General features: G+C 62.7%; 20 protein-coding genes and 2 pseudogenes. 11 read left to right on the forward strand and 11 right to left on the reverse strand.

What is annotated here, in order from left to right; all coding sequences use genetic code 11:
• Window positions 1-229 precede the first annotated feature (229 nt).
• The 3 genes from omp10 to AC0L3I_RS13015 all read right to left on the reverse strand — a co-directional run bounded on the left by omp10 (window position 230) and on the right by AC0L3I_RS13015 (window position 3,001).
• Window positions 230-601: an outer membrane lipoprotein Omp10 gene (gene omp10, locus AC0L3I_RS13005; RefSeq protein ID WP_473527267.1), complete on the reverse strand. Its 372-nt coding sequence runs from the start codon at window positions 599-601 to the stop codon at window positions 230-232.
• 198 nt (window positions 602-799) lie between these two features.
• Window positions 800-2,245, reverse strand: coding sequence for a homospermidine synthase (locus tag AC0L3I_RS13010; protein ID WP_473527140.1), 1,446 nt, complete (start codon window positions 2,243-2,245; stop codon window positions 800-802).
• Between the two features lie 369 nt (window positions 2,246-2,614).
• The gene (locus AC0L3I_RS13015; protein WP_473527141.1) at window positions 2,615-3,001 is read right to left on the reverse strand and encodes a Fur family transcriptional regulator; all 387 of its coding nucleotides are present in this window, start codon (window positions 2,999-3,001) and stop codon (window positions 2,615-2,617) included.
• A gap of 339 nt (window positions 3,002-3,340) precedes the next feature.
• Between AC0L3I_RS13015 and aztC the strand changes: the two genes are divergently transcribed.
• Both aztC and aztD read left to right on the forward strand, forming a co-directional pair.
• Window positions 3,341-4,327, forward strand: coding sequence for a zinc ABC transporter substrate-binding protein AztC (gene aztC / locus AC0L3I_RS13020; RefSeq protein ID WP_473527268.1), 987 nt, complete (start codon window positions 3,341-3,343; stop codon window positions 4,325-4,327).
• 84 nt (window positions 4,328-4,411) lie between these two features.
• A pseudogene (gene aztD, locus AC0L3I_RS13025) lies at window positions 4,412-5,622 on the forward strand (zinc metallochaperone AztD).
• Between the two features lie 135 nt (window positions 5,623-5,757).
• Here aztD and AC0L3I_RS13030 read toward each other — a convergent pair.
• The 5 genes from AC0L3I_RS13030 to AC0L3I_RS13050 all read right to left on the reverse strand — a co-directional run bounded on the left by AC0L3I_RS13030 (window position 5,758) and on the right by AC0L3I_RS13050 (window position 10,681).
• A complete protein-coding gene (locus AC0L3I_RS13030) occupies window positions 5,758-6,420 on the reverse strand; it encodes an aminotransferase class IV family protein (RefSeq protein WP_473486429.1) in 663 nt (220 codons plus the stop codon).
• A complete protein-coding gene (locus tag AC0L3I_RS13035) occupies window positions 6,369-7,514 on the reverse strand; it encodes an aminodeoxychorismate synthase component I (protein WP_473527142.1) in 1,146 nt (381 codons plus the stop codon). Before AC0L3I_RS13035 ends, AC0L3I_RS13030 begins: the two co-directional genes overlap by 52 nt.
• Before the next feature lie 163 nt (window positions 7,515-7,677).
• Window positions 7,678-8,466 (reverse strand): proton-conducting membrane transporter, encoded by a 789-nt coding sequence (locus AC0L3I_RS13040; RefSeq protein ID WP_473527143.1) that lies wholly within the window; start codon window positions 8,464-8,466, stop codon window positions 7,678-7,680.
• A gap of 100 nt (window positions 8,467-8,566) precedes the next feature.
• Window positions 8,567-8,707: a hypothetical protein gene (locus AC0L3I_RS13045; protein ID WP_473527144.1), complete on the reverse strand. Its 141-nt coding sequence runs from the start codon at window positions 8,705-8,707 to the stop codon at window positions 8,567-8,569.
• A gap of 135 nt (window positions 8,708-8,842) precedes the next feature.
• Window positions 8,843-10,681 carry a M3 family oligoendopeptidase gene (locus AC0L3I_RS13050; RefSeq protein ID WP_473527145.1) on the reverse strand — a complete coding sequence of 613 codons (1,839 nt, stop codon included), beginning with the start codon at window positions 10,679-10,681 and terminating at the stop codon, window positions 8,843-8,845.
• A 195-nt stretch (window positions 10,682-10,876) separates the two neighbouring features.
• Here AC0L3I_RS13050 and AC0L3I_RS13055 point away from each other — a divergent pair, with 195 nt between their 5' ends.
• Window positions 10,877-12,412 (forward strand): sigma-54-dependent transcriptional regulator, encoded by a 1,536-nt coding sequence (locus tag AC0L3I_RS13055; protein WP_473527146.1) that lies wholly within the window; start codon window positions 10,877-10,879, stop codon window positions 12,410-12,412.
• A 378-nt stretch (window positions 12,413-12,790) separates the two neighbouring features.
• Window positions 12,791-14,656 (forward strand): peptidoglycan L,D-endopeptidase MepK, encoded by a 1,866-nt coding sequence (gene mepK / locus AC0L3I_RS13060; RefSeq protein WP_473527147.1) that lies wholly within the window; start codon window positions 12,791-12,793, stop codon window positions 14,654-14,656.
• A 108-nt stretch (window positions 14,657-14,764) separates the two neighbouring features.
• Here the strand turns inward: mepK and AC0L3I_RS13065 are convergent, their stop codons facing one another.
• Complete coding sequence (locus AC0L3I_RS13065) at window positions 14,765-15,403, reverse strand: 2-dehydro-3-deoxy-phosphogluconate aldolase (RefSeq protein ID WP_473486435.1); 639 nt, start codon at window positions 15,401-15,403, stop codon at window positions 14,765-14,767.
• A gap of 182 nt (window positions 15,404-15,585) precedes the next feature.
• Between AC0L3I_RS13065 and trhO the strand changes: the two are divergent.
• The 3 genes and pseudogenes from trhO to AC0L3I_RS13080 all read left to right on the forward strand — a co-directional run.
• A pseudogene (gene trhO / locus AC0L3I_RS13070) lies at window positions 15,586-16,503 on the forward strand (oxygen-dependent tRNA uridine(34) hydroxylase TrhO); the annotation flags it as partial.
• A gap of 268 nt (window positions 16,504-16,771) precedes the next feature.
• A complete protein-coding gene (locus AC0L3I_RS13075) occupies window positions 16,772-17,539 on the forward strand; it encodes a tellurite resistance TerB family protein (RefSeq protein WP_473527148.1) in 768 nt (255 codons plus the stop codon).
• A gap of 279 nt (window positions 17,540-17,818) precedes the next feature.
• Window positions 17,819-18,574: an SDR family oxidoreductase gene (locus AC0L3I_RS13080; protein WP_473486438.1), complete on the forward strand. Its 756-nt coding sequence runs from the start codon at window positions 17,819-17,821 to the stop codon at window positions 18,572-18,574.
• Between the two features lie 110 nt (window positions 18,575-18,684).
• Here AC0L3I_RS13080 and AC0L3I_RS13085 read toward each other — a convergent pair whose 3' ends face one another.
• Together AC0L3I_RS13085 and AC0L3I_RS13090 are read right to left on the reverse strand one after the other, a co-directional pair.
• Window positions 18,685-19,059, reverse strand: a complete 375-nt coding sequence (locus tag AC0L3I_RS13085; RefSeq protein WP_473527149.1) for a YciI family protein — start codon at window positions 19,057-19,059, stop codon at window positions 18,685-18,687.
• Window positions 19,060-19,218: 159 nt separating this feature from the next.
• A complete protein-coding gene (locus AC0L3I_RS13090; protein ID WP_473486440.1) occupies window positions 19,219-20,403 on the reverse strand; it encodes a pyridoxal phosphate-dependent aminotransferase in 1,185 nt (394 codons plus the stop codon).
• A gap of 83 nt (window positions 20,404-20,486) precedes the next feature.
• Between AC0L3I_RS13090 and AC0L3I_RS13095 the strand changes: the two genes are divergently transcribed.
• The 4 genes from AC0L3I_RS13095 to denD all read left to right on the forward strand — a co-directional run bounded on the left by AC0L3I_RS13095 (window position 20,487) and on the right by denD (window position 23,576).
• Window positions 20,487-21,173, forward strand: coding sequence for a GNAT family N-acetyltransferase (locus AC0L3I_RS13095; protein ID WP_473486441.1), 687 nt, complete (start codon window positions 20,487-20,489; stop codon window positions 21,171-21,173).
• A gap of 169 nt (window positions 21,174-21,342) precedes the next feature.
• Window positions 21,343-22,323: a cation diffusion facilitator family transporter gene (locus AC0L3I_RS13100; protein ID WP_473527150.1), complete on the forward strand. Its 981-nt coding sequence runs from the start codon at window positions 21,343-21,345 to the stop codon at window positions 22,321-22,323.
• A gap of 67 nt (window positions 22,324-22,390) precedes the next feature.
• On the forward strand, window positions 22,391-22,597 hold the full coding sequence (locus tag AC0L3I_RS13105) for a hypothetical protein (RefSeq protein WP_123149641.1): 207 nt from the start codon (window positions 22,391-22,393) through the stop codon (window positions 22,595-22,597).
• Window position 22,598: 1 nt separating this feature from the next.
• The gene (denD, locus tag AC0L3I_RS13110) at window positions 22,599-23,576 is read left to right on the forward strand and encodes a D-erythronate dehydrogenase (protein WP_473486443.1); all 978 of its coding nucleotides are present in this window, start codon (window positions 22,599-22,601) and stop codon (window positions 23,574-23,576) included.
• Window positions 23,577-23,684: the final 108 nt, after the last annotated feature.

The following is a 23,684-nucleotide window of genomic DNA, read 5'->3' on the forward strand; positions in this document are numbered from 1 at the left end:
GAAGCCTCTTTGAATCACGCTAACCTGCGGCGGGCCACAAATTACACGCCGTCGTTAACCTGAACTCGTTGCCCTGGTGTTTAACGCCTTTGCTTGACTGGAGCATAACAGCCAGCTTTTGCCCATATACACATCGCGTTTCAGCAAGCGGAATCGGGGACAGCTTTGCCGGCGCAAAAAGGACGGCGGCCTCAAGCCGCCGTCCTTTGCAAAAGCAATCAGTATGGGCTCAGGTGCGTCGCGTCAGCACGAAGTTCTGCCCGCTCGCGCTGGTGCAATTAAGCTGGGAGGTGGAGATCAACAAGCAGTTGAAGCTGATCGGCGTCTGGCGGATCAGCGAAGTGCCCTGGATCTCGACCGAGGTACCGCCGGTCATGGTGTAGCTGCCGTCGGCAAGTTTCTGGCCGGTGTCGGTCGCGACGGTGTTGAAGCTGCCGCCGGCGAAGGTCGACAGGCCCGTGCCTTGCGCGTCGATCCATGAGCCTTCGACCGGGCTCCGCGTGGCCAAGGGCGGCCCGCCCGGGCCGGCGGTGGTGCACGCCGCCGAGGCAGCAGATGCCGCGACAATGCCGGCCGAAAGCAATTTACGCGCAATCGTCATCATCAAAATCCTCTCCTCTCGCATCGGCCCGAAAATCGATCCGATTTTTCGGAAAGCACGATGCGTACATTTCAAGCGCTGGAGCGCGCTTTGTGCGTCCAAATGGACGCACGTCGCTCTGGCCCACCTTCCTTCAATCGCCCGATTTCCAGGCGATTGCAAGGCAGTGAGACATTGCTATCGAACGAGGATATTGCACTATCGAACGAGGATGTTGCGGAATTGCCATGGGTCGTTCTTGTCGAGGTCTTCCGGGAAAAGACCAGGGCGGTTATCGAGCGGCGTCCAATCGGTGTAGTAGCCCCTGATCGGCCCGAGATAGTGGGACTGCACTTCCAGGCAGCGCCTGTAGTCCATCTCGTCGGCCTCGACGATGCCGGCCTCGGGATTTTCCAGCGCCCAGACCATGCCCGCCAGCACTGCCGACGTGACCTGCATGCCCGTGGCGTTCTGATAAGGCGCCAGCTTGCGCGCTTCCGCCAGCGACAGTTGCGAGCCGTACCAATAGGCGTTCTTGTCGTGGCCGTAGAGCAGCACGCCGAGCTCGTCGACACCGTCGACCAGTTCGTTCTCATCGAGCACGTGATGTACGGCTTGTGCCTTGCCGGCGGCGCCGAACATCTCGTGCAGCGACAGCACGGCGTCATTGCAGGGATGGTAGGCGTAGTGACAGGTCGGGCGATATTGAACCTTGCCCTTCTTGCCGCGCAGGGTGAAGAAGTCGGCGATCGAAATCGACTCGTTGTGCGTCACCAGGAATCCGTATTGCGGTCCGGGCGTCGGGCACCAGCTGCGCACACGCGTGTTGGCGCCCGGCTGCTCCAGGTAGATCGCGGCCTTCGAGCCATGCTTGTGCTCCTTGGCGTTCTTCGGCATCCACGTTTCATGCGTGCCCCAGCCGAGCTCTGCCGGTTGCAGGCCTTCCGAGATGAAGCCTTCGACCGACCAGGTGTTCCAGAACACATCCATCGGCTTCGGCTTCTTGGTGCGCTGTGTGTCGCGCTCGGCGATGTGAATGCCCTTGACGCCGGCCTTTTTCATCAGCCTGGCCCAGCCTTCGCGATCGTGCTGCGCGGGCTCTGAGAACTCGAGGCCAAGATCGGTGGCGAGGTTGACCAGCGCCTGCTTGACGAACCACGAGACCATGCCTGGATTGGCGCCGCAGGTGGAGATTGCGGTCGCCCCGCCGGGATGCGCCTGCTTTTCTTCGATCATGGATTCACGCAGCGCGTAGTTGCTGCGGCTGGCATTGTCGGCCTTGGGGTCGAAATAGAAGCCGAGCCATGGCTCGACGACGGTGTCGATGTAGAGCACACCAAGCTTGCGACAGAGCCGCATCAAATCCACTGAGCCGGTGTCGACCGACAGGTTGACGCAAAAGCCCTGGCCGCCACCTTTGGTCAGCAGCGGCGTCAGCAGCTTCTTGTAGTTCTGCTTGGTCACCGCATCCTGCATGAAGGTGATGTCGCGCTCGTCGAGCAGCTTGCGGTCGGTATCGCGTGGGTCGATGACCGTCATGCGCGACTTGTCGAAGTTGAAATGGCGCTCGATCAGCGGCAGCGTTCCCCGTCCGATCGAGCCGAAGCCGATCATCACGACAGGGCCGGTGATCTCACCGTAAACGGGCCAGTTTTCATTCGCCATTTTATCGATTACTCCCTCAGATAGGCTGAAAAGCCGGGCAAACAGACGCAAAGCGGAGCATTTTTTTGCCCGACCGCCACGCGCTACAACCACAGATCATTGTCATAAACCAGCGAAAAGCGCCAACCTCGGCTACGCTCAGTTGGCTACGTGGTTAAGGCCAAAATCGTGGATGGCGAAGCTCAAGCAAGGCTCTCCTCAAAGATTGCCGGCGACTCGCGATGACGTGATCGCAATGCCAAATCAAAGGGAGTGGATCAAAATGGCGAGCCGATTGAAGTGCATCACCGGGAGATGCACCGGAAGCTGGCGGATGGAACTTGGGCCTTTTTATCGACCATCCGTCGAAGCGGACCCTCTCGCTTTGCGCTATGCATGCGCGCAAGCCTCGCAGAGACCCGAAAGCTCCACCGTGGCCGACTTGGTTCTGAAGCCCTGCCGTCGGGCAATCCGGCGCAGCACCCGCTCCAATGCCGGGTCATGAACTTCACTTGCCCGCCCGCAATTCGCGCAGATTGCAAAAGCGGCGCGCCCGTGGGTGCCGCATTCGCTGGGGAGGCAGAGCGCAAACGCGCTCAGGCTCTCGATCCTGTGAACCAGGCCCTCCTCGATGAGCCGATCCAGAGCGCGATAGATCTGTAGCGGTGAGCGGAGCCCTTCCTGGCGAAGAAGTTCAAGCAGTTCGTAGGCCCCATCGGCCTCTCGGAGCGCGTCAACGCGTCGAGCACCAACTGCTGGTTGCGTCCAGGCATCCACTGTTCCCTCGTGTTCCAACAACGGTGACCGTTAGTTATAATATAACGTTTTCGATTGACGAACGTGATAACATAACATAACGGATCGTCAAGAGCTGGGCTGACTTTGATGGCTCCCGCGGAGATGGATCGAATGGCTGCCTGTGTGATCTTTCAAGACCTGACGCTGGGCCACAACAGCCATCCCGCCGTGCATCACCTCGATGGGATCGGCCGGCCCGACGATCATCTGTCGGCGGGCGCGATCTACGTTTTCTTCCATCTCTGCCGGGATGCGCGGCTGCTCGCCACGAGTCCGGCACATCTCCCACAGAACCGCTTGAACAAAGGAGTTGATCGAATGTCCAGGACGCTGAAGCTCGCCGCCGTGATGGGCGTCATAACATCGTTGCCAATCATCCCGTCGGTGGCCGCGGCCGAGAACCTCAAGGTTGTCGCCAGTTTCTCGATCATTGCCGATTTCGCCAAGAATGTCGGCGGTGACCGTGTCGACATCATCACGCTGGTCGGCCCGAATGGTGACGCCCATGTCTACGAACCGAAGCCGGCCGACGCGGCCACTGTCGGTTCTGCCGACGTGGTGCTGGTCAACGGCCTCCAGTTCGAGGGCTTCCTCCAGCGTCTCGTCGAAGCGAGCGCGACGAAAGCGCCGGTCGTGGAATTGACCAAAGGCGGCGAGGTGTTGCGCAACACCGAGGAAGAAGGTCACCACGATCAGGATAAAGCCGCCAAGGGCGAGGCAGGGCACGCCGCGGAGGCGAAAGAGGGCCATGAGGAAGGGCACCATCATCACGGCGAGTCCGATCCCCATGCATGGCAGTCAGTGCACAATGCCGAACTCTATGTGAAGAACATCGCCGATGCCTTCTGTGCCGCCGATGCGGCCGGCTGTGACACTTATCGGGCCAATGCCGAATCATACGGCCAGCAGCTCGAGGCACTGGAAGAGGAGATCAAGGCTGCTGTAGCTGAGATCCCCGAGGACAAGCGCACGATCATCACTTCCCACGACGCCTATGGGTATTTCGAGCACGAATACGGCATAAAATTCCTCGCACCGGAGGGCGTCTCCACCGAATCTGAGGCCTCAGCCGCGGACGTCGCGGCCCTCATCAAACAGATCAGGCAAGACAAGGCTTCGGCAATCTTCGTTGAAAACGTCACCAACCCCCGCCTGATCGAGCAGATCGCCAGCGAGACGAGTCTGAAAATCGGCGGTGAACTCTACTCCGACGCCCTGTCGGACGAGAACGGCCCGGCGGCGACCTATCTTGAGATGATGCGGCACAACATCACGGCGATCAAAGGCGCGATCCTCGGAAGCTGATCGCCGCGCCACGACGGAAAGGCGGAGCAATCCGCCTTTCGTCGACCGCAATCAGTTATGTAATAACATCCAAGGGAGAATACCGTGAAGACAAATTTGGCGTCAGCCACGGCCATCGCGCTGCATCTGTCTCTATCAACAAGTGCGGCCCTTGCCGAGGAGGTGACCGCCTGGCGCCTCTTCATCTCGGATCACGCGGATCCGAAGGTGATCGTAATCGATGCGGTCGATGGCGGAAAGCTCGACACGTTTAAGATCAAAGGGCCGACGTCGCTCCATCGCAGCGAAAGCGGCCGGACCGTGTTCGCCGTGCAGGGCTCGGCCGGCGTCGTTACCGGGATCGCGAGCGGCATTTCCTTCGAGGACCACGGCGAACACGGCGACATCGACGTCGAAGCGCCGAAGCTTGCCGGCGTCGAGATTACAGGCAAGAAGCCGTCGCATTTCGTCGAGCATGACGGAGACTTCGCCGCTTTTTTCGACGGCGAAGGTGTCGCGCGTATCATCTCTGAGAAGGTCGTCCTGGAAGGCAAATCGGACTTCAGGGAAGTGAAGACGGACGCGCCGCAGCACGGCGTCGCAGTTGCCTATGGCTCCCATGTCCTCCTCTCGGAGCCGAACAGGGAAAAGCCGGACGAACTCCCGGTCGGCATCAGGGTCGCTGACGAAGCCGGCGCGCCGATCGGCGGCATCCACGCCTGCCCCGACCTCCACGGCGAGGCGTCTTCCGCCAATATCCTGGCTTTCGCCTGCGCGACCGGCCTGCTTGTCGTCAGCCATGGCGACGGCACCCCGGCGATCCGTCATCTGCCCTATGCCGACAGCCTGCCGGATGGCAAAACGACGACGCTGATCGGCGGCAGGGCCTGCAATATTTCCTCGGCAACTACGGCGCCGACAAGGTGGTGCTGATCGATCCGACGGTCGAAAGCGACGCATTCCGGCTGATCAGCCTTCCGACGCGCCGCGTGCATTTCGCGATCGATCCGGTTCGTCCGAAGTTCGCCTACGTCTTCACTGAGGACGGCCAGCTTCACCAGCTCGACGTGGTCAAGGGGGAGATCGCAAACTCGCTCAAGCTGACCGACCCCTATTCGATGGATGGTCACTGGAGCGAGCCGAGGCCGCGTGTTGCGGTCGCCGGCGACAGGATCGTGGTTACGGATCCTCTGCAAGGTGTGCTGCATCTCGTTGACGTGACGTCGTTCGAGAAAACCGGCGACGTTGCCGTCGAAGGCAAACCCTTCAACATCGTTTCCGTCGGCGGCTCCGGTCAGACCCACGAAGGCGAATAGTCGCTCCTCCCAAGCGGCTGCCGCGCGTCCGGCCCATTCTTTCTCGGGCCGGACGCATCTTCTCCAGCTCGCAAGGGGAAAACCATGCTTGAGACACAGCCAAGGGCGTGTCGTCGATATCTTTTCGGTTGCATTTCAGCCCAGCCGCGCCGGGATCAATCCGCGCAGGGAATTGCCGACGAACAGCGCTTTGGCCGACTTCAGATCATCCAAGCTGTAGATTGCCTCGTGGGCGCGGCCTTCGTCCAGCAATTCGCCACGCAATACGCCCGGCAGCAGGCCGCAATCGAGCCGCGGCGTCGCCAGCGCGCCGTCGCCGAAATCGGCAAAGAGATTGGTGATCGTGCCCTCACAGATTTCGCCACGCTCGTTGGCCAGCAGCACCTCGTCGGCCCGGCTGATCAGATATTCGGCTCGCGCCCGCTGATAGGTGTCCCGGCGGCTCGTCTTGTGGCGCAGCAGCGTGTCGCTTGAATCGAGCCGCACCCGCGCCAGTTGCAGCCTCCACACCTTGTCGGCTGCATGCGGCTCATAAGGCAGCGCCGAGACCGTCACCTTGCCGCTGCGCGACAGGACGAGGCGTGTGCGCAAGGCTATGTCCGGCCGGTCGACGGCGTTCCTGAGCATCTCGCCGACCTTTTGTGGATCGCAGGCAAAACCCAGTTCGGCTGCCGAGCCATAAAGGCGAGCCAAATGGCGGTCGAAACGGAGGAAGCCCTGGCCCGGCTGCCAACGCATGGTTTCGATCAACTCGAAATCGGCGGTGTTCCCGTCGCGTAGCGCGCTTTCAGCAGGCACTCTTGATACTCCTCCTCGGCCGTCGAATCGAAGACGACGCCACCACCGATATTGTAGACGGCTTCGCCACTGGAAAAGAGCGATATGGTGCGGATCGCAACCGAAAAGCGCATCGTGCCGCCGGGCGCGATCCAGCCGATGGCGCCGCAATAGACGTCGCGTGGTGTGGCTTCCAGATCGTGCAGGATTTCCATAGCGCGGATTTTTGGGGCGCCGGTGATCGATCCGCATGGAAACAGCGCAGCGAAGATCTGGCGGATGGTGAGGTCGGGCAAGAGCTTGGCCCGCACACGGCTCACCATCTGGTGGACGGTCGGGTAGCTCTCGATGCGGAAAAGCTCCGGCACCTCCAGCGTGCCGACCTCGCTGATCAGCGAGATGTCGTTGCGCAGCAGATCGACGATCATCCGGTTCTCAGCCTGGTTCTTCTCATCATTTAGCAAGAACGCCTTCAGCCGCTTGTCCTCCGCCTTGGTCGCGCCGCGCGGGGCGGTGCCCTTCATCGGATGGGTCTCGATCATGCCTTCGGCGTCGACCTCGAAGAACAGTTCCGGCGAACGCGACAAAACGACCGGATCGCCGAGCGCGATCAGCGCGCCGTATTTCACAGGCTGGCGCTCGGTCAGCGCGTCGAAGGCGGCCAGCGGATCGCCCGACCACTGCGCATGAACCGGAAAGGTCAGATTGCCCTGATAGCAATCGCCCTTGCGAATGTGATTGTGGAGCCGCGCAAAGCGTTTTGCGTAGTCTTCTGAAGACCAGGAAGCCCTTGCATCGAAGATCGGACCGTTGGTCGCCGCCGCGTTGCTGGGCACGACCGCCTGTTCGACAGGCGCGTCGAAGATCCCCAGGCAGACGAGCGGGGCGCGGCGTCCGCCCGGCAGCAGCGGAACGAGCTTCGGTTCGAGCAGGTAGCCGGCCTCGTAGGAGAAATAGCCGGCCAGCCATTTGCCGGCGTCATGCGCGGCCTGCGCAATTTCCAGCGCCGGCAGGAAATCCTCTGCCTCGTGCGCCACGATGATGCCGGCCGGGCGGTCGAAAACGAGCTGATGGGCGCGCTCGTCATTCCGGAAAATTGCAGAGGGCAGGGACATGGGACTCGGATGCTGCGGTCGATGACGCCAGCTATCGCTCTATATGGGGGCTCGATCGGGCGCAATCGAGAGCGCGGCGTCTCAGGACGCAAAGGCAGGCTTGGTGCAAAAGCAAACTGGCGGCACCTCAAGGCGCCGCTAGTGCTCGATGCTGGCAGGCAATTCAGGTGTTGCTCGCGGTCCCCGCGGTCGGGAAGCGGCGCGCGAATTCCTTCTCGTCGCCGGCGGCAAGCAGTTTCGCCTGCTCGATCCAGCGCTCACGCTCGATGCGGCCGTCGAACTGGAGAACGTCTTCGATCCGCTTGATATCCGCCGCCGTCCAGGCGGCGATCTGAGCGTAGGTTCTAACCCCCAGGCCGTGCAGCTTCCGCTCGTTGACCGGGCCGATGCCGATCAAGCGACGCAGACTGTCGGTCTTATCAGCTGCTGCCGCCGCTGTTGCCGTGCCGGCGGTGGCCTTCTTTGCCGCCGGCGCAGCCTTCCTGGCTGTGGCGCTCGTTTCCGACGCGGCCGCTTTCGACGCACTGGCTTTTGGCCCGGCTGCCGCCTTGGCGGCCGCCGGTTTCTTGGACGCGGTCTTGGCCGGTGTCGACTTGGCCGGCGCAGTCTTTGCTGGCGCGGACTTGGCCGGCGTGGGCTTGGCCGGCGTGGGCTTGGCCGGCGCGGATGTCGACATCAATGCCGACGGTGCCGGGATTGCTGCCTTTGTCGCGCCGGTCTTGGCGCCTTGTGCCTCGGTCAACTGGCGCTCCAGGTCGGCGCGGGCGCCGCGGCATACTTCCAGCTCGCCGGTCAGGCGGTCGGCGTCGGCGCGCAGCCTGTCGCGCTCGCTGCGCGTGCGGTCCATGTCACCGCGCAGGCTGTCGAGCTCGCCACGCAGGCGTCCCCAGATGAACCAGCCAACCAACACACCTACCAGGAACGCCAGGAGCATGTAGAAAAAAGTGCCCATTGTCTCTCTCTCCAGTCCGATCCATCTGCCACGGCCTGGAGTGGTGACCTTGGCACAAGGACCATTCAATGGTGGCTCCGCTGTTCGCGGAACAGCCGGCTTAGATCGAGCTGTCGGCGACCGGCTTTTCCTGCCATGGCCAACGGCCGCTGTCGCACTCGCCGAAGCGCCGTGACCGGCCGAAGATTTTTTCCTGGCCTGAGCCCCGCGCCAGACTGAGCTTGAGGCGGGACGCTATCATACAGCTTCCGGAAAGCTAACGGAAAAATTCCACGGAGAGTTATTTAAGAACAGATATTTAGGGCAAGAATAGAACGGCCTCAATATGCATAGCGGCTAAACTGTTCTGTCAGCCCCGGATGTTCAGCGCTGTGCGTCAATTGTCCAAAGCTTCGAGCTCGTCGATCAGCCCGCCGATCACGCCAAGTCCGATCTGCCAGAAGGCAGGATCGGTGGCGTCAAGACCGAAGGGTGCCAGGAGCTCGGAATGATGCTTGGTGCCGCCGGCGCGCAGCATGGCAAAATATTTCTCCTGAAAGCCACGCTCCGCATTTTGATAGACCGCATAGAGCGAATTCACCAGGCAGTCGCCGAAAGCATAGGCGTAGACGTAGAAGGGCGAATGGATGAAGTGTGGAATATAGGTCCAGAAGACCTCGTAACCTTCGCGCAGCTTGATCGCCGGCCCGAGGCTTTCCGCCTGCACTTCCAGCCAGAACTGGCCGAGCCTGTCGGATGTCAGTTCGCCGTTCTTGCGCTCGGCATGCACCTTGCGCTCGAACTCGTAGAAAGCGATCTGGCGCACAACCGTGTTGATCATGTCCTCGACCTTCTGGGCGAGCATGGCCTTGCGCTCGCGCTTGTCCGTGGTCTGGTCCAGCAGCGAGCGGAAGGTCAGCATCTCGCCGAAGACGGATGCCGTCTCGGCCAGCGTCAGCGGCGTCGAAGCCATCAGCGCGCCCTGGCCTGCGGCCAGAACCTGATGCACGCCGTGGCCAAGCTCATGCGCCAGCGTCATCACGTCGCGCGGCTTGCCCATGTAGTTGAGCAGAACATAGGGATGCGCCGACGGCACAGTCGGATGCGCGAAGGCGCCCGGCGACTTGCCCGGCCTGACCGGCGCGTCGATCCAGTTGCGGTCGAAGAAAACCCGGGCGATCTCCGCCATGTCAGGTGAAAAGCGCTGATAGGCGGAAAGCACCGTGTTCTTGGCCTCGTCCCAGCCGATGATCGCTTGCGGGGTTTCTGGCAACGGCGCGTTGCGGTCCCAGTGGTTCATCACCTCCACGCCGAGCCAGCGCGCCTTCATCGCATAGTAGCGGTGCGACAGGCGCGGATAGGCGTCGCGAACGGCTGAGGCCAACGCATCCACCACGCTGCGCTCGACGCGGTTGGCGAGATGGCGCGAATCGGCGATGTCCTCGAAGCCGCGCCAGCGGTCGGAAATCTCCTTGTCCTTGGCCAGTGTGTTGGTGACCAGCGTGAACGTGCGCAGATTCTTGCGGAAGGTTGCGGCCAGCGCTTCAGAGGCCCGGCGGCGCACCTCGCCGTCGGCGTGCTGGAGGCGGTTCAGCGCCGGCTCCAGGGTAAGCTCCTCGCCATCGATGTCGAAGCGCAGATCGGTCATCGTCTCGTCGAACAGGCGGTTCCAGGCGCCGCGTCCGGTAATCGACTTCTCGTGGAAAAGCTGCTCGACCCGATCCTCGAGCTGATAGGGCTTGTCCATGCGCAGATCGAGCACCCACGGCCGGTAGTGAGCGAAGGCGGGATCGGCAGCGAGCGCGGTTTCGATCGCGGCATCATCGATGAGATTCAGTTCGAGCGCGAAAAACAGAAGATGCGCGCTGGCGTCAGTCATCTTCTCCTGAATGTCACCATAGAGCTTGGCGCGCTGCGGATCCGCGGTGTTGCCGGCATAGATCAGTCCGGCATAGGAGACGATCCGGCCGATCAGTTCCTCCAGCGCCTCATAGGCGGCAAGCGCCTCGCCCAGCCTGCCGCTGTCGGCACGCTCCGCCTCGGCGGCGAGCGTGCCTTTCCAGCGGCTCTCGAAGCTGATGGCATCGGCCGCCGCCCTGGCGATGTCGCGCTTCAGCTCGGGGGCGTCCATGCCAGAATAGAGATCGGCGAGATCCCATTCCGGCAGATTGCCAAGCTCCGCCGCGCCCTGACCGGACGCCGCCGCCGCAAGCTGCCGACCAAAAACCATGCGCATTGCCGATACTTTCCAGATTGCGGGACCCAAACGGCCAGACTCAAAGATTCAAGAGGGGGATGAGAAAGCCGCTCAAATCCTAAGGAATTCGTTCACCGGGTTTTTTGAAACCTTATTTAGAACCCTGTGCCAGGATGATCCATAGGGTGGATTGCCCTTGGGTGGGCATATTGGGCGAGCATCGTTGAACCAGTCATGACAGGTTCCATACTCATAGTCGATGACGATCCCGTGCAGCGCAGGCTGCTCGAGGCGGCCGTGACGAAATTCGGCCACAGCGCGATCATCACGGATGGCGGCGAGGCCGGTCTCGACGCCCTCGACGGGCCCAATGCGCGCGACGTGTCGGTGGTCATCCTCGACCTCGTCATGCCGGGCCTCGACGGCATCGGCGTGCTGAAGGCGATGCGTGAGCGCGGCATCCAAGTTCCGGTCATCGTACAAACCGCCCAGGGCGGCATCGAGACCGTCGTTTCGGCCATGCGTCACGGTGCTTTCGATTTCGTCGTCAAGCCGGCCTCTCCCGACAGGCTGCAGGCATCGATCGGCAATGCGCTCAAGGTCGAAGCGGTCGAGGGCGAAGTGAAACGCACGTCGCGGCGGCGCGGCGGCCATCTGACCTTCAAGGACATGGTCACCCACAGCCCGGCGATGGACCGGGTGATCCGTCTCGGCCAGAAGGCGGCCGCGTCCAACATCCCGATCCTTATCGAGGGCGAATCCGGTGTCGGCAAGGAGTTGGTGGCGCGCGCCATCCAGGGCAGCGGCGATCGCCGCTCAAAACCCTTCGTTACCGTCAATTGCGGCGCCATCCCCGACAATCTGGTCGAATCGATCCTGTTTGGCCACGAGAAGGGCTCGTTCACCGGCGCCACTGAAAAACACACCGGCAAGTTCGTCGAGGCGCATTCGGGCACGCTCTTCCTCGACGAGATCGGCGACCTGCCGCTCGACGTGCAGGTCAAGCTGCTGCGCGCCGTTCAGGACGGTGAGGTCGACCCGGTCGGCGGGCGTTCGACCGTCAGGGTCGACATCAGGCTGATCTCGGCGACACACCGCAATCTTCTGCAGCAGGTCAAGGACGGCAAGTTCCGCGAGGATCTGTTCTATCGCCTGAATGTCTATCCTATCTTCGTGCCGCCGCTGCGCGATCGTCGCGACGACATCCCGTATTTGGTCGAGCACTTCCTGGAGAAGGTTGCGCCCACCGATCCACGTCACCGCCTGCACGGCATTTCGGCTGCGGCGCTCGCCATGCTGCAGGCCTACGACTGGCCGGGAAACATCCGGCAGCTGGAAAACGCCGTCTTCCGGGCCTCAGTGCTTTGTGAAGGCGATGTGCTGACCGAAGAGGAGTTTCCGCAGATCCGGGCGCAGGTCGAGGGCACCGTCAACCTCGATGCGGATGGCGCGTTGCCCGCCTCGCCTTTGGTCATCGAGCCGCCTGGCGAGGACGCCCCGGCCAATAACGGCATCGCTGCGACCGAGCGCGATCCGCCGGCCTGGCCGCAGCCCCGCTTCGGCACGCTGCGGGCACTCGACGAACGCGGCAATGTGCGGGCGCTGGCCGATGTCGAACTCGAAATGATCAAGCTCGCCATCGACCATTACAACGGCCAGATGAGCGAAGTTGCCCGCCGCCTCGGCATCGGCCGCTCTACGCTCTACAGGAAGCTCAAGGAATACGGCATCGATCCGGAAACAGGCCGTATCGACCGGCTTGCTTCCTGACAAAGCAAGTGCGGACCAGCTTGTCAGCCTGGCATCAGGACAATCGACAGTCATCGATCGGGCGTGACGTGTGTCGGGCGACGCGCTTGCGGCGGTGTTCACGCATTGAGGCGACCGGTAACAGATCGTGTTCATGGCAAAGGCCGAAACATGATCTAAACCAGCAGTTTACCAAGAAACCCTGCGCAATATTTTTGACGGGATATCGCCACGGTGTTACCGCATTTCGGCTTCAATAAGCGATGATTAACCATTAGGATCGATATTCGGATGCGAACACCACCGCATCCGTTGGTCAAATCCGGGGACAAACGGCAGCCTGCAAGGCCTTTTGATTTGAACAAAGTCGAACGACACACAAACGGGCGGCATTATCACATGAGCGTCTGGCCGAGATGGCTGGCAGCGGTGATCCTCGCCTTTGGCTTCCTTACAGCGGCTGCGACCGGCGCCAGCGCCCAGACGCGTTCGCTGAAACTCTATAACCTCCACACCAAAGAGAAGGCAGAGATCGTCTTCAAGCGCGGCGGCCGCTACGACCAGGCGGGTCTGAAAAAGATCAACGTCATCCTGCGCGACTGGCGCCGCAACGAGCCGACCAAGATGGATCCGCGCCTGCTGGACCTGATCTGGGAGGCTTACCGGCAGAGCGGCGCCACCGATTATATCCAGGTCGTGTGTGGTTATCGCTCGTCATCCACCAACTCGATGCTGCGCAGCCGCAGCAGGGGCGTCGCCAAGAAAAGCCAGCATATGCTCGGCAAGGCCATGGACTTCTACATTCCCGGCGTGCCTCTGAAGAAACTTCGCGACATCGGTCTGCGGATGCAGGGCGGCGGCGTCGGTTATTATCCGAGATCCGGCTCGCCCTTTGTCCACATGGATGTCGGCAATGTGCGCCACTGGCCGGGCATCAGCCGCCAGGAACTGGCGCGTGTGTTCCCCAATGGCAAGACGCTGCATGTGCCGAGCGACGGCAAGCCGCTGCCCGGCTATTCACAGGCGCTCGCCTCCTACAAGGCGCGCAAGGGCGCCGGCGCTCCCGCCATCGAACTGGCCAGCGCAGGTGGCGGTTCCAAAAGATCTGGCGGTCTGTTGGCGGCTTTCTTCGGCGGCGGTGAGGACGAGGCGGATGACAGCGCCGATGTCGCAGCCGCGCCAACGCCGAAGTCAACCAACGTGAAGCCGGCGAACGTGAAGCTGGCGAACGCGAAGCCGGCGCCGGCCGCCAAGAGCAGCAAGCTTCCGGGCATTGCCATCGTGTCGCCTGAGGATGCAAAACGCGCCGAGATTCCGCAAATCCCCGATGCGCCTGCTCCGGAACCGGAGGAGGACACGCCGGAAACGATCATTGCGGCGCTGCCGGCGCGCAGCGTGCCGCTGCCTGATTTCGCCCCGCGTCCGAAGACCGATGTCGGCGCTCAGCCGCCCGAAAACGTTCCGTTCGGCGTGGCGGATGCCACCGCCACCACCGAACAAGCGCCGGCTCCCTTCGGCATGGCCGAACCGTCCACTGTCGCCGATGCGGCGCAGGTTGCAGCCAACGACATTCCGTTGCCGACCTGGCGTCCCGATCACTCGCTGCCGGCCGACCTTGCAGCGGCCGACCTTGCGCCGCAGGACAAGGCTGTGCTTTTGGCGCTCGCGGATACGGCCGGCCACGGCAAGACCGCTACCGATGCGTTCTCGGTGCTGCCCTCGGCTCGGCCCGACTTGGTGCAGCCCGCCCAGGTCCAGCCCGACCAGGTCCAGTCCGACGCGGCCCAACCCGATGCGGTCAAGGCCGTCCTCGAGCGGGTCAGCGCAACCGACGAGTACCAGGTCGCTTCGCTGTCCCAGCCGAGTTCGGTCCTCAGCGATCCGGCGAACATCAACGCTGCATCGCCGCGCGAGGCTGTCTTTGCCCGCCCGCCGGGCTCCGATCCGGCCGCAGCGATCGGTGCGGGTGTGAAGACCACCCGCAAGGCAGCCAGGGCAACCGCCCGTGACCTGAAGCCTGGTCCCAAGTCCGTAGTCGTCGCCGCCGAGCCTCAGGCGGCGCGCTGGGCGTTGAACAGCGACGAGAATGTCGCCACCGTCTCCAGCGCGACGACGGCACCGCGCTATGCCTACAATATCGTGCACACGCCGCCGACCGAGGTCTACACCGCCGGCTTCCAGTCGAACGATCAACTGGCCGAAGCCAACCGGTTCACCGGCAATGCCGTCAAGTTCCTGTCGGTCGCCCGCTTCCAGACCAAGTAGCGGATCGACCAGCAATACAAAGCCGCGCCGGGTAACCCGCGCGGCTTTTTGCTGTTCGCAAACAAACACGCCGCGATGCTGCCAGTCCACTTGGGGATAAGAGTTTCTCTACCGCCCGAGCTTGCTCGCCGCGCGCGCCAACGCCTCGATTTCGTCCCACCTGCCGGCCTTGACCAAATCGTCCGGCGCCACCCAGGAGCCGCCGACGCAGATGACGTTGGGCAAGCTCAGATAGTCGGCGGCGTTCTTGCCGGTGATGCCGCCGGTCGGGCAGAATTGCACATCGGCGAGCGGCGAGGCGAATGCCTTGAGCGACGCAATGCCGCCCGACTGTTCCGCTGGGAAGAATTTCAGGAAACGCAAGCCTGCCTCGCGGGCGGCCATGATCTCACCCGGCGTGATGGCGCCGGGCAGCAAGGGAACGTCGCTGTCCTTCGCCGCCGCCAGAAGCTCGCAGGTGATGCCGGGGCTGACGATGAACTTAGAGCCGGCTGCTGCCGCCTCGCCGAACTGGCGGGCGTCCAGAATGGTGCCGGCGCCGACGATGGCGTCCTCGACTTCGCTTGCCACAAGCCGGATCGCCTCCAGCGCGTCAGCTGTCCGCAGCGTGATCTCGATCGCCGGCAGGCCGCCGCGCGCCAGGGCACGCGCCAGCGGCACGGCATCGGCGACGTTGGCGACCTTCAGCACCGGGATAACCGGTTGGCCGTTGAGGAGCGACAGAAGCTTTTCGGTCTTGCTGGGCATTTGTCGTCTCTCCGGTATTGATCCGTTCAACCGGTTAGCAGAAGGCCGTTTTTCTGTCCACGAAACCAAGCGTGTCGCGATGTCACGCACTGCCGGCAATTCCGGCAGCCCGGACAACAAGAAGAGGCAGTTCCACGCGTCAGCCTTGAATCGGCTTTCATGAGCGTTTAGTGGCTTCGGCGATGACACTGCCCAATCAACCTTTCCGCGTTGCCGCGCTCTATAGGTTTGCCCGTCTCGACGACTTCGAGGCATTGCGCGCGCCGCTCGCCGCCTTCTGCTGCGGACGCGGTATCAAGGGCACGCTGCTTCTGGCGCATGAGGGCATCAACGGCACGGTCGCCGGCAGCGAAGCTGACATCGCCGCGCTCATCGATCATCTCGGATCCATCGAAGGTCTCGCCGGTCTCGAGGTCAAGTACAGCAGCGCCACGCAGATGCCGTTCCACCGCATGAAGGTGCGGCTGAAGCGCGAGATCGTCACCATGGGCGTTAGGGATATCGATCCGACGGCAAGCGCCGGCACCTATGTCGCACCGGCCGACTGGAACGCGTTGATCTCGGATGCGGACACGATCGTCATCGACACGCGCAATGCCTACGAGGTATCGATCGGCACCTTCAAGGGCGCGGTCGATCCCGCTACGGCGAGCTTTCGCGAATTCCCGGCCTGGGTCGAGCAGCACCAAGCCGAGCTCGTCGGCCGGAAGGTGGCCATGTTCTGCACCGGCGGCATACGCTGCGAGAAGGCAACGGCCTATGTGAAGTCGCTCGGCTTCAAGGATGTGTTCCATCTCAAGGGCGGTATCCTGAAATATCTGCAAGAGGTGCCCGCCGAACAGAGCCTGTGGCAGGGCGAGTGCTTCGTCTTCGACGAGCGCGTCTCGGTGTCGCACGGGCTGGTCGAGGGTGAGGCGGAACTGTGCCGCGCCTGCCGGCATCCGCTGATCGGGCAGGACCTGTTATCGCCGAAATACGCCGCCGGCATCTCATGTCCGCATTGCTTCGATGCCCGTTCCGACGAGGATCGCGCGCGCTACGCCGAGCGTCAGCGCCAGGTCGAGCTTGCAGAAGCGCAAGGCAGGGCTCCGCACGTCGGACGTCAGAACGACGTGCGTCCGCTTGGACGCACTTGGACGCACGAAGTACGCTCTAACACTTTGAATCTACGCATCGAATCTACGCATCGTGCTTTCCGAAAATCGATTCCGATTTTCGGGCCGACACTGCAGATCCTGACATCACTTGTTTTCGCCATCATTGGCAAAGCGCTCATCCGTCATTGTAATGTCAATGTGCGGGGCCTACCTCTTCAACGTCCGAAAACCTGCCCGTCCACGTTCGGCCGGGCCAATTCTGGAGGCATTGATGTTCGATCCCAAGAAGCTCCTCGACGATCTGCTCGGCTCGCAAATTCCCGGAACGGGGTCGACCGTCCGCGACAAAGGGGGTCAGGCCGTGCAGATGGCCAAGGACAATCCGCTGGCGGCCGGCGCGCTGGCCGCGGTGCTGCTCGGAACCGGCGCTGGCCGTCAGATCACCGGCACTGCGGTGAAGCTCGGCGGCCTGGCCGTGGTCGGCGGCCTCGCCTACAAGGCCTACCAGAACTACAAGAACGGCAAGGCGCCGGCTGAAACGCAAGTTGCCGGCGAACCGGAATTGCTGCCGCCGCCCGCCGACACCAGCTTCCATCCCTCGCAGGCGCCGCAAGGCGAGGACGAATTCACGCTGACGCTGGTGCGCGCTATGATTTCGGCGGCGAAGGCCGACGGCCATATCGATGACGACGAACGGCAAAAGATCGCAGGCAAGCTCAGCCTCGCGGGCATCGACTCCGACGCGGAGAAATTCCTGATGTCGGAACTGGAGACGCCGCTCGACCTGGATACGCTGGTCGCCGGCGCCCAAACCGACGCGCAGAAGCTCGAGCTCTACACCGCCTCGCGCCTCGCCATCGATCCGGATACACGTGCCGAACGCGGCTATCTCGATCTGCTCGCCGGCCGCCTCAGCTTGCCCGATGCACTGCTCGACCATGTCGAGGCGACGGTGTCGGCGGCAAAAGTGCCGGCGCCAGAGGTGCCGGAGTCAGGGGTGCCGGCGTCGGGAAAGGCAACCGCCGGTTCGCGCTGGTAGGCTTCCGGGCCGCGGAGAGCGGGAATCCGGGCACCGCTCTCGCGTTAATGTCTCGTTTACCTAGGAAGCGCATGATTTTAGGTAGTCGGATCGGCTTTCCTCCTCCCAAGCCGGTTCAGATCAGGGCGGCCGCCAATGGCCGCCCTTTTGTCGATGCCGTTAGCGCATGAGCCGAAATCGGAATCGATTTTTGGAAGCGATCATGCACAAAATCAAATTGCTCGATATCAAGGTGCTATGGCGTCCTTTGCGGACACGCGGCGCTGCAGGAGGACAGTTATGACAGACTACAAAACAGCCATCGTCACTGGCGCCGGCACCGGCATCGGCAAAGCCGTCGCTACGGCGCTGCTCAGGGCCGGCTGGAACACGGTGTTCTGCGGACGCCGCAAGCCGGTGCTGAACAAGGCGATCGCCGATGCCGGATCTACACAAGCCAAGGCGCTGGCGGTCGCCTGCGACATCAGCAAGGCCGATCAGGTCGACGAGATGTTCGAGACGGTGGCGGCGGCCTTCGGCCGTGTCGACCTGCTCTTCAACAATGCCGGCACAAGCTACAAGTCGACATTGATCGACGAGATTCCCGTCGAGGTGTGGAACGAAGTTGTCGGGGTCAATCTCACCGGCTCGTTCCTGTGCGCCCGCGCCGCCTTCGGCGCCATGCGCAGGCAACAGCCGATGGGTGGCCGCATCATCAACAACGGCTCGGTGTCTGCCTACGCGCCGCGTCCGGGCTCAGTGCCCTATACCGCGACCAAGCACGCTATTACCGGGCTGACCAAGACGCTGGCGCTGGACGGCCGGCCTTATGACATCGCCTGCGGCCAGATCGACATCGGCAACGCCTTGACCGACATGGCGCAGGCGATGACGGTCGGGGTACCGCAAGCCAATGGCTCTATCGCCGCCGAAGCGGTGATGGATGTCCAGCAGGTCGCCGATGCCGTCGTCCATATGGCCAGCCTGCCGCTCGACGCCAATGTGCTGTTCATGACAGTGATGGCGACGAAGATGCCGTATGTCGGGCGAGGGTGAGCGGTTGGTTCGCGTAAGCGAATTCATCGTGCCAGTGGCACGATGAAGGCCGGCGAACGCCTGGACGCTGCGCAGCAGCGGGGACCCGGCCGGGCCGCGATCAATTTTGGCTAGGACTGCATAACCGAAAGCGGCACGCCGGGAAGATACAGCGAAATGGGGCGGATTTCGTAGACGGCGGTCGGATTGACGCGGCGAAGGTCGCGCGCAATCGCGGCATCGCGCGTGGCGCAGTCGACGACGTAGAGCCCCAACAATTGTTCCTTGGTCTCGGCGAAGGGTCCGTCAATGACCATTCCGGCGCCCGGCCCGCGCAAGGTACAGGCGTCTTGGGTCGCCCCGAGCCGCGCCGCCGGGCCAAGCGTGCCTTCGCGGTATAGCCGTTCGTTTATCTGGAGCAGGTCGGTCATCAGCGCCGCATCCTCGTCCGGAGTCAGCGCAGTGATCACTTCCTCAACGTGATAGGCGAGGATGGCATAAAACATCTGACGTCACCTTTCTTCGGTCGTGAATTCTATCGCCGACGACAGCGATCTCCTCGTTGAGACAGTGCCGCGCGTTCTATCGGGCGCAAAGGACGCCGTAGCACTTTGATTTGCGCCTCCGCGAAAATCGATTCCGATTTCGGGGTAATGCGCTTGTTCTCACTTGCCCAGAAACGCCTCGATCCGCTCCAGCGCGCGCAGGATGTTCTCTTCGGAATTGGCGTAGGACAACCTGATATAGCCTTCGCCCAGGATGCCGAAATCGGGTCCGCCGATCAGCGCTACGCCGGCATCCTCAAGCAGGGCAGACGCCAGCTTCTTGGCCTTCCAGCCGGTTTTTGAGACATTGGGGAAGGCATAGAACGCGCCCTTCGGTGTGATGCAGGAAACGCCCGGCAAGGCGTTCAGCCCTTCGACCACGATCTTCCTACGGCGGTCGAAGGCGCGCATCATCTTGTCGACGTCGTCCTGCGGACCGTCGATGGCCGCGATACCGGCATACTGGCTCGGCGCGTTGACGCATGACCAGCAATTGACCGCGAGCTTGCGCACCTTATCGTAGAGGTGGGCGCCCTTGTCGCCGTTCGGCCAGATCGACCAGCCCATGCGCCAGCCGGTCATCGCCCAGGTCTTCGACCAGCCATTGAGCACGATCAGCCGGTCGCGGATCTCGGGAAAGTTGAGCAGCGAGCAATGCGTCTCGCCGTCATAGGTCATCACGTCGTAGATCTCGTCGGAGAGGATGGCGACATCAGGGTGCGCTTCCAGCCCATTGACCAGCTTCTCGATCTCGGCGCGGGGGGTGACCCCGCCGGTCGGGTTGGCCGGCGAGTTTAAGATCAGCAGCCTGGTCTTCGGCGTGATCAGCGCCAGCGTCTCCTGCGCCGAGAAGGCAAAGCCGTTCTCCTCGCGCATCGGCACCGGTACCGGAGCAGCACCGGTGAACTCGATCATCGAGCGATAGATGGGAAAGCCGGGATCGGGATAGAGGATCTCGGCGCCCGGTTCACCGAACATCAGGATCGCGGCAAACATGGTCGGCTTGCCGCCGGGCAGGATCATCACCGCCTCGGGCGAAACCTCGACGCCGGTGGTGGTCAGCGCGCGGCGCACCACCGCTTCTCGTGTCGCCAGCAGGCCGTTAGCCGGCGTATAGCCGTGGTGGCCGTCGCGCAGCGCCTTGATCGCCGCCTCGACGATGTGCTGCGGCGTCTTGAAGTCGGGCTGGCCGATGCCGAGATTGACGATATCGCGGCCCTGATGGGCGAGCGCGGTGGCACGAGCCAGCACCGCGAAGGCGTTTTCCTCGCCGAGACGATCGAAGGCCGAAATCGTGTGGAGCATTTTTCCCGTCCGTGTGGTTCTTTCACCGAGCGAGCGTTTTTGTGAGCGTCCTTTCGCAAAAGTCAAACGGATTGGAGCTTTGGGTGTCGGAAAACCTCAAGAATTGGCAACCGCGCCCGCGGCCCGAACGCAAAGTCCTGGAGGGGCGCTATGCCAGGCTGGAACCGCTCAACGCCGAAAAGCACGGCGACGGCCTGTTCGAGGCGTCGTCGGTGCCTGACGTCGATGGTCGTTTCGCCTGGCTGTTCGACTATCCACCGCAGACCCGCGCCGCCTTCCAGCCATGGCTGGACAAGGCCGAAGCCAGCGAGGACCCGCTGTTCTTCGCGGTCATCGACAAGGCCAGCGGCAAGGTCGCCGGACGCCAGACGCTGATGCGAATCGATCCGGCCCATGGCGTGATCGAGATCGGCAACATCTATTGGGGGCCGCTGATCTCGCGCAAGCCGGCGGCGACGGAAGCGCAGTTCCTGTTCATGAAATACATTTTCGATGAGCTTGGCTATCGCCGCTACGAATGGAAATGCAACAACCGCAACGAGCCGTCGAAGCGCGCGGCCGAGCGTTTCGGCTTCAAGTTCGAGGGCATTTTCCGCCAGCATCTTGTGGTCAAGGGCGAAAACCGCGATACCGCGTGGTACGCGATCATCGACAAGGAGTGGCCGGCACTGCGCAGAGCCTATGAGGCATGGCTCGATCCGGCCAATTTCGATGGCGACGGTCGCCAGAAGCGACGGCTCGAGTATTTCCGCGCCGAGTTCGGCGCCTGACCACGATCCCGAAAAGTGGAGGCCGGTTTTCGGATAAGATCATGGTCAAACAAGACGGATCATGATCCCGAAAAGTGGAGGCCGGATTCGGGCAAGATCATGGTCAAACGAGATTGAGCCTCCATCCTGATTCTGCCGGGATGGATCAGGCTCTAACAGGAGTTTGCAGATGGCGCATGACCATGGTTCGCAAGGGCATGACCACAGCGACGGCGCCGGTCATGTGCACGGCTCGACCGACAAGAAACGGGTGCTGATCGCAGCCTGCCTGACCGCCGGCTTCATGGTCGTGGAAACGCTTGGCGGTCTCTTCACCGGATCGCTGGCGCTGCTGGCGGATGCCGGCCACATGCTCGCCGACTGTATCGCGCTCGGTCTCGCCTGGTATGCTTTTCATCTGGCCGGCCGGCCGGCCACCGTTCGCCTCACCTATGGTTTCGGCCGGGTCAAAACGCTGGTCGCCTATACCAACGGCATCGCCATCTTCGTCATTGCGCTGTGGATCATCTATGAGGCTTGGGAACGCCTGCTGACGCCTGCGCCCGTGCTCGGCGGGCCGATGCTGGTCGTCGCGATCGCCGGTCTGCTGGTCAATATCGGCTCCTTCTTCGTGCTGCATGGCGGCGACCGCGACAGCCTGAACATGCGCGGTGCCATCCTGCACGTGCTCGGCGACCTGCTTGGCTCGGCGGCGGCGATCATAGCTGCGCTGGTCATCCTGGCAACGGGCTGGACGCCTATCGATCCGATCCTGTCCGTCCTCGTCTCGCTGCTGATCCTGTCCACGGCCTGGTCGCTGATGCGCGAAGCAGCCCATGTCCTGCTCGAAGGCGTGCCGGCGAGCCTCGATCGCGACCTGATCGCCAGGGACATAGAGGGGGCAGTCAAGGGCGTGCGCGAGGTGCATCACATGCATGTCTGGTCGCTCGACGGGTCAAGCAACATGGCGACCTTGCATGCTTGCCTCTACGATGGCGTCGATGCCCACAAAGCGGTCAGCGCCATCAAGAAGCGGCTTGCCGTCGAGCATGGCATTGCCCACGCCACCGTAGAACCGGAATTCGGCCATTGCGCCGACAGCCATGATGGCCACGATGGCGAGCACGACCACGCGCACGATGCGGCTCCGCATCATGGCCACCATCACTGACTGCGGGAGTTAGTTCCATGGCATTGGTAACGAACTTTATGAATTCCTGCCGCGTCAGGGCCGCGTGATGGATCGCGACACGCGCAACGCGGCGATAGGCGCCCTCTGGGTGCTGCTGCTGTTCGGCATCGCCGCCTACTATTTGCCAACCGTGATGCTGGCGGCCGGCCGCGTCTCGACCATTCTTGCCGCTGTAATTGCCGCTGTCTTCATGGTGGCCATTTTCGTCGTGTTTTGGCTGCGTGGCCGCAGCCAGCGCAAAAAGGATCATTGATATGCGTATTTTGATTACCGGCGCGGCAGGCATGGTCGGCCGCAAGCTCATCGCCCGGCTGGCGAAGGACGGAACGCTCAGCGGCCGGAAGATCGCCGCGCTCGACCTTCACGATATCGTGCCGCCGCAGGCGCCGGCGCTGGAAGGCGTCGGCGTCACCATCCATACAGGCGATCTCGCCGCGGCGGGCGGGATGGAACGGCTGGTCGCGTCGCGCCCCGACGTGATCTTCCATCTCGCCGGCGTCGTGTCGGGCGAGGCGGAAGCCAATTTCGATCTCGGCTATCGCGTCAATCTCGACGGCACAAGGGCGCTGTTCGATGCCATAAGGCTGGCGGGGTTTGCGCCGCGCGTCGTCTTCACCTCGTCGATCGCCGTGTTCGGCGCACCGTTTCCGGACATCATCCCCGACGAATTCCACCCGACGCCGCTAACCTCCTACGGCACGCAGAAGCTGATGGGCGAAGCATTGCTCGCCGATTATACGCGGCGCGGCTTCTTCGACGGCATCGGCATCAGGCTGCCGACCATCTGCGTCAGGCCGGGCAAGCCCAACAAGGCGGCTTCGGGCTTCTTCTCCGGCATCATCCGCGAGCCGTTGAGCGGCCAGGAAGCAATATTGCCGGTGCCGCGCTCTGTCGTGCACACCCACGCCAGCCCGCGCTCGGCGGTGAATTTTTTGATCCACGCAGCAGGGATCGACGGCAGCGCCGTCGGGCCGCGCCGCAATCTGACGATGCCCGGCGTCGCCGTCACGGTCGGCGAGCAGATCGAGGCCTTGGAACGCATTGCCGGCGCCAAGGCGGTGAAACTGATCCGCGAGGAGCCCGACGATACGATCTGGGCGATCGTCAAGGGCTGGCCGACACGGTTCGAGGCGCGGCGGTCGAGGGAGCTTGGCTTTGCCGCCGAAACCAGCTTCGACGACATCATCCGCGCCCATATCGAGGACGAGCTGGATGGGAAGATCGCGGGTTAGGTGTCGATATTCGGGCCAGCGGCGACACACAAATTGCCGATCTCGGCGCTGCCCCTCACCTGCCTGCCGGCATCCTCTCCCCGTAAACGGGGCGAGGGGCGCTCTCAT

It is taken from the genome of Mesorhizobium sp. WSM4840, assembly GCF_055811755.1.